Consider the following 6,153-nt stretch of genomic DNA (forward strand, 5'->3'; position numbering starts at 1 on the left):
TGCACCTGCAGCAGCGCGCCGGCGTGCGGGGCGTTGCTCGCGCTCGCCGGCGCGCTGCTGCAGGTGCTGTTGCGCAATCCGCTGGCCGAGCCGTATGTGCTCGGCGTATCGGGCGGCGCGGCGACGTTCGCGCTCGTGGCGATGATCGCGGGCGGCGCATGGTGGATCGTCGATGCGAGTGCGTTCGCCGGTGCGTTGGTGTCGATCCTGCTCGTGCTTGGCCTCGCGCGGCGCGAGTTATGGCGCGGCGAACCGCAGGACACGTCGCCGCGGCTGCTCCTGACCGGTGCGGTGATCGCGGCGGGGTGGGGCGCGCTGATTACGCTGCTGCTCAATCTCGCGCCCGACAGCCGCTTGCGCGGCATGCTGTTCTGGCTGACCGGCGACCTCAACGGCGGCGCGCTGCCGTGGACCGCGCTCGTCGCGCTGCTGCTCGCGCTGCTTGTGATCGTGCCCGCCGCGCCGCGCCTGAACGTGCTGCTGCGCGGCGATGCGGCCGCGCAGGCGTTGGGCGTTGCGGTCATGCCGTTGCGTCTGCGCGTGTACCTGGTGGCCTCGCTTGCGGCTGCCGCTGCCGTGACGACGGCGGGCACGATCGGCTTCGTCGGCCTCGTGGTGCCGCACATGCTGCGGCTCGCGTTCGGCAACGATCAGCGCATGCTGTTGCCGGCGGCCGCGCTCGGCGGCGGCGTCGCGGTGATGGGCGCGGATCTCGTCGCGCGCACTGTGATTGCGCCCGCGCAGTTGCCGGTCGGCGTGATGACGTCGCTGGTCGGCGTGCCGGTGTTTCTCTGGATGCTGCTGAAGAGGCGTCCATGACACGCGCCCACGATACCGTCCCGGCTTCGGCGCTGAGCGCGCAACGCGTGACGTTGCGCGCCGGCGCGCGCACCTTGCTCGATGCGTTCACGCAGACCTTCCATGCCGGCGAAATCTGGTGCGTCGCCGGGCCGAACGGCGCGGGCAAGACAACGCTGCTGTCCACGCTCGCGGGGCTGCGGCCGGCGTCGGCGGGGCACGTCGAACTCGATGGCAGGCGTCTTGCCGACTGGCCGCCGTTGCCGCTCGCACGGCACCGCGCGTTGATGCCGCAAAGCGCGCACGATGCGTTCAGCGCCAGCGTGCTCGACATCGTGATGCTGAACCGCTTTCCGCATCTCGGCGGCTGGGGGTGGGAGCGCGACGCGGATCGCGCGGCCGCGCAGGCGGCGCTCGAACGGCTCGGCCTGGGCAGTTTCGCCGCGCGCGATGTGCTGTCGTTATCGGGCGGCGAGCGCCAACGTGTCGCGCTGGCGGCCGTGTTGTGCCAGGATGCGCCGCTTCTGCTGCTCGACGAACCGCTGTCGCATCTCGACCTGCATCATCAGATCGATTGCCTCGAAGCGCTCGTTGCATGGACGCAGGAACCGCGGCGCTGTGTGCTGTTTTCGTGTCACGATCTGAATCTCGCGCGTCGCTTCGCGACGCACGCATTGCTGCTCGATGGAGCAGGCGGCGCATGCGCCGGCCTGGTGCGCGACGTGTTGACGCCCGAATTGACGAGCCGCGCGTTCGGCTATCCGCTGATTCTGATTCGCGACGGCGAGCACGAGGCGCTGATTCCCGCGCCGCGCATGCGTCATGAATCGCATGCCGATCATGACATTGCATCAGGCTGACTTTTTTATTCCGACATTCTTTTGCGGCGATTTCCGCTTATACCTATGACTCGCTTTCCACGCCCGGCCGGTTTGCCCAACGTCGCTCCGCTCGATCAGACGCTGCGCGCCGAGCTGCAACACATCATCGATACGCGGACCAAGCCGCCCGGCAGCCTCGGCCGTCTGGAAACGCTCGCGCGGCAGATGGGGCTGATTCAACGCAGCACGCATCCGACGGTCGCGCGCCCGGCCATGATCGTCTTCGCCGGCGATCACGGCATTGCCGCCGAAGGCGTGAGCCCGTATCCGCAAGCGGTGACCGCGCAGATGGTCGCCAATTTTCTCGCGGGCGGCGCGGCGATCAATGCGCTGAGCCGCGTCGCGGGCATCGAGCTCGAAGTGGTCAATGCGGGCATCGCGACGCCGTTGCCGTCGACGCAAGGGCTCGTCGACATTCCGGTCGCGCCGGGCACGCGCAACTTCGCGCACGAACCGGCGATGACCCAGGCCGAGGCGCTGGCCGCCTTGCAGGCGGGCGCGGCGCGCGTGCGTCATCACGCGGCGCTCGGCACCAATGTGATCGGCTTCGGCGAGATGGGGATCGCGAACACCTCGTCGGCCGCGTGTCTGATGAGCCGCTTGTGCGACGTGCCGCTCGACGAATGCGTCGGGCGCGGCACCGGTCTCGACAACGCGGGGCTCGCGCGCAAGCGCAACGTGCTCGCGGCGGCGCTTGCGCATCACGCGCCAACGCCGGCGCCGCTCGACGTGCTCGCGACGTTCGGCGGCTTCGAGATCGCGATGATGGCGGGCGCGTATCTCGCGGCCGCCGAAGCACGCATGACGATTCTCGTCGACGGCTTCATCGCGACGTCGGCGCTACTCGTTGCCGATGCGTTCGCATCCGAGGTGCGCGAGTACTGCGTGTTCGCGCATGCGTCGAACGAGGCCGGGCATCGGCGCATGCTCGATCATTTCGGCGCGCAGCCGCTGCTGTCGCTCGACATGCGGCTCGGCGAGGGCACCGGCGCGGCACTCGCGGTGCCGCTGCTGCGCGCGGCGACGGCCTTCGTCAACGAGATGGCGAGTTTCGACTCGGCCGGCGTGGCCGATCGCGAGGGATGATGTGTGACCTAAGGTGTGACCCAAGGCGTGACGTGACGCGAACCTCGCCCCGCTCATGAACCCGCTCGCGGAATTGCGCTACTTCTTCACGGCGCTCGGTTATTTCACGCGCGTGCCCGTGCCGCGCTGGGTCGGCTACGAGCCGCATTATCTGAATGCGGCGGCGCGCTACTTTCCGCTCGTCGGCGTATTGATCGGCGGCTTGAGCGCGCTCGTCTATCTCGCCGCGTTGCGCGTATTTCCGGCGGGCGTCGCGGTGCTGCTGTCGATGGCCGCGTCGCTGCTCGTCACGGGCGCGTTTCACGAAGACGGTCTCGCCGATTGCGTCGATGCGTTCGGTGGCGCCTATTCGCGCGAGGACGTGTTGCGCATCATGCACGACTCGCGCGTCGGCGCATTCGGTGCGATCGCGCTCGTCGTCGCGCTCGCGTTGAAGTGGCAAACGCTCGCGGCCTTGCCGCCGTCACGCGCGGCCGGTCTGATGATCGCGGCGCACGGCGCGAGCCGCGCGATGGCGATCAGCTATCTGGCCACGCTCGACTACGTGCGCGCCGAGGGCAAGGCGAAGCCGGTCGCACAGCGCCTGAGCGGCCCCGCGCTGATGTGCGCGGCGCTGTTCGGTCTGCCGTGGCTGCTGTGGCCGAACGGACGCGGCGCGCCCGACTGGCGTTTCGCGCTTGCGACATGCTGTGTGCTGCTCGTGCTGCGCGTGGCGATCGGCCGTTATTTCGTGAGACGCATCGGCGGTTATACCGGCGATTGCCTCGGCTTCGCGCAGCAGGTTTTCGAATTGAGCATCTATCTGGTGGGGCTCGCATGGATATCGTCCTGATTCGTCATCCCGCCGTCGCGCTCGATGCGGGCATCTGTTACGGACACAGCGATGTCGCGTTGGCCGAAAGCGCCGAGGTCTCGGCGAGCGCGCTCGCGCTGCGGCTCGCGACCTTGCAGGTGCCGGCGCCGCGCGTGCTGATCTCGAGTCCGCTCACGCGCTGTGCGGCGCTCGCCACCGAGATCGCGAGCGACTTCGGCTGCGTGGTCAGCCATGACGAGCGTCTAAAGGAAATGAATTTCGGCGCCTGGGAAACGCAGCGCTGGGACGCGATCGATCGCGCGCAGCTCGACGACTGGGCCGCCGATTTCGAGCATGCATGCGCGCATGGCGGCGAGAGCGTCGCGCAGTTCGCGCAGCGCGTGCATGCGTGGTTCGATGCGTTCGCGCAGACGCGCGAGTTGTCGCCGGCCTATGTGGTCACGCACGCGGGCGTGATTCGCGCGATCGCCTCGCAGGTGCTCGACGTGCCGCTCGCGCGTTGTCTGCACTGGGCGCTCGATATGACCGGCATCGTCTGGCTGCGGCGCAACGAGGCCACGCAGCAGTGGGTGCTGGTGCGCTGGAATGCGTGAGGGGATTTACGGCGCGCGCGGTTTTCTGCGTGAGCGCGCGAGGTCGAGGTCCTCGCAGAGTTCTCGCGCGCCTTGCGCGATGCGCGGCGCCGGACGGTTGATGAGATCGCCGTCGATCGCGAAGAGGTTGTTGCTTGCGACCGCGGCAAGGCCCGGCCATGCGCGCCACGTGTCGAGCTGCGGCAGCGTCGTGTCGGGGCGCGTCGCGCCCGGCGCGGCGGTGACGACCGCCTCGGGATTCGCCGCGAGCACCGCTTCGGTCGACACGGTCGGCACGAGCGGCTGCAATTGCGCGAAGACATTGCGTCCGCCGCACAGCGCGATCACGTCGCTGATCATGTGCTCGCCGTTGAGCGTCATCAACGGTTTGTCCCAGACCTGGTAGAACACGCTGACGACCGGCCGGCTCGCGTACTGCGCGCGCAGTCGCGCGATGTCGTCGCGATACGCGGCCGCCGCCGCATCGGCCGTCGCCGACGTGCCGAGCAATTGACCGAGCTTCGTCAGCGATACGGCGACGTCGTCGAGATGGCGCGGCTCGCTGAAAAAGAGCGGGATATGCAGTTCGCGCAGCCGGTCGAGCTGACGCTGCGCATTGCCGTGCCGCCACACGACGATCAGATCGGGTTTCAACGCGACGATGCGTTCGAGGTCGAGCGCTTTGTTGTCGCCGACGCGCGGCAGCTGCTTCGCCTCGGGCGGATAGTCGCTGTACGAAACCGCGCCGACCATTTTCGCGCCGCCGCCCGCCGCATACAGCAACTCGGTGACGTGCGGCGCGAGGCTGATGACGCGCTGCGCGGGCGCGGCGAGCGTGACGGTCGCGCCGCTATCGTCGGTGACGGTGATCGCCGCGTGCGCCGTCAGCGCGGCGAGGCCGAGCGATGCGGCGGTGAGGAAGCGGGCTAGGCGGCGCGGGGGCGTAGCGCGGTGGAGCGGGCAAGCGAAGCGGATCATCGGGCGAGGACTTGGAACCTGGACGAGGCGTTGAGCGTGTGGCGCGTGTAGGGCGATAAGCGAGGCGCAGTGAGTGAAGGGCGGCATGAGGCTCGGTATGAAGCGCCGCATAAAGCTCGACATGAGGTACGACATGACGCTCGATTCAAAGCGCAGCACGCGTAGCGCGATGCGCGAAGGACGGCAGCAGGTTCGCGCGGCATCACCGTCTCCCATTTCCGTACTAACCCGTTTGCGTCGCACCGATGGCGCGCATCGCTTCATGCAACTGCTGTTCGAAGCGAGCCCACTCGGCTTCCGTTCCCGGCAGTCCGAAACGCACGCTGCCCTTGGGTGCAACGAGCGACGGCGCGAACCGCCGCGTCCACACACCGCGTTGCGCGAGCGCTTCGTGCAACGCGGCGGCACGCGCATCGTCGGTCCATGCGAAGAGCGGCGTGCCGCGCGTGGCGAAACCGTGCGAATGCAATAGCGCGCCGAGCCGCGCGCTTTCGCCGGCGAGCCGCGCACGCATCTGCGCCTGCCATGCGGTATCGGCGAACGCGGCGCTCACCGCATGACGCGCCGGACCGCTGACCGTCCACGCGCCGAGCCTGTCGCGCAGCGTGGCGAGCCACGCGGGCGCGGCGAGCACGAAACCGGCGCGCACGCCCGCGAGACCGAAGAACTTGCCCGGCGAGCGCAACACGATCAGCCCTTCGAGATACGTGCGCGCCGCGAGCGACGCGGCAGGCACCGTATCGGCGAACGCCTCGTCGACGAGCAGCGTGCCGCCGCGCTCGCGCAGTTGCGCGTGCCAGTGCAGCAGCTTGTCGGCGCCGAGATGCGTGGCGGTCGGATTGTCGGGGTTCACGATCGCGACGTGCGTGAGCGTGGCGGGCAGCGTGTCGCACTGCACGTCGAGCGTGGCGACGTCGTGCCCGGCGCGCGCGAACGCCGGCGCGTATTCGCCGTATGTGAGCGGCGCGATGCCGATCGTCGCGCGCGGCAGCAGCGCGGGCAGCGCGCGAATCGTGGCCTGCAG

General features: G+C 69.0%; 7 protein-coding genes. 5 read left to right on the plus strand and 2 right to left on the minus strand.

What is annotated here, in order from left to right:
* From GXB81_RS30165 to cobC, 5 genes are all read left to right on the plus strand, one after another.
* Positions 1–819 (plus strand): iron ABC transporter permease (locus GXB81_RS30165; RefSeq protein ID WP_205991124.1); only part of this gene is annotated, 819 nt, incomplete at its 5' end.
* Positions 816–1,658 carry an ABC transporter ATP-binding protein gene (locus GXB81_RS30170; protein ID WP_167036572.1) on the plus strand — a complete coding sequence of 281 codons (843 nt, stop codon included), beginning with the start codon at positions 816–818 and terminating at the stop codon, positions 1,656–1,658. The genes GXB81_RS30165 and GXB81_RS30170, both read left to right, overlap by 4 nt.
* A 45-nt stretch (positions 1,659–1,703) precedes the next feature.
* Complete coding sequence (gene cobT, locus GXB81_RS30175) at positions 1,704–2,765, plus strand: nicotinate-nucleotide--dimethylbenzimidazole phosphoribosyltransferase (RefSeq protein WP_205991125.1); 1,062 nt, start codon at positions 1,704–1,706, stop codon at positions 2,763–2,765.
* A gap of 55 nt (positions 2,766–2,820) precedes the next feature.
* Positions 2,821–3,597: an adenosylcobinamide-GDP ribazoletransferase gene (locus tag GXB81_RS30180; protein ID WP_167036578.1), complete on the plus strand. Its 777-nt coding sequence runs from the start codon at positions 2,821–2,823 to the stop codon at positions 3,595–3,597.
* Positions 3,582–4,172: an alpha-ribazole phosphatase gene (cobC, locus tag GXB81_RS30185; RefSeq protein ID WP_167036581.1), complete on the plus strand. Its 591-nt coding sequence runs from the start codon at positions 3,582–3,584 to the stop codon at positions 4,170–4,172. The genes GXB81_RS30180 and cobC overlap by 16 nt, the downstream gene beginning before the upstream one ends.
* A 6-nt stretch (positions 4,173–4,178) precedes the next feature.
* Here cobC and GXB81_RS30190 read toward each other — a convergent pair whose 3' ends face one another.
* On the minus strand, positions 4,179–5,129 hold the full coding sequence (locus GXB81_RS30190) for a cobalamin-binding protein (RefSeq protein WP_241016590.1): 951 nt from the start codon (positions 5,127–5,129) through the stop codon (positions 4,179–4,181).
* A gap of 223 nt (positions 5,130–5,352) precedes the next feature.
* The coding region (locus GXB81_RS30195; RefSeq protein ID WP_205991126.1) for an aminotransferase class I/II-fold pyridoxal phosphate-dependent enzyme at positions 5,353–6,153 on the minus strand (801 nt) is incomplete at its 5' end.

Origin of the sequence: Paraburkholderia sp. Ac-20336, assembly GCF_017105025.1 — a bacterium.
Classification (GTDB): Bacteria; Pseudomonadota; Gammaproteobacteria; order Burkholderiales; family Burkholderiaceae; genus Paraburkholderia.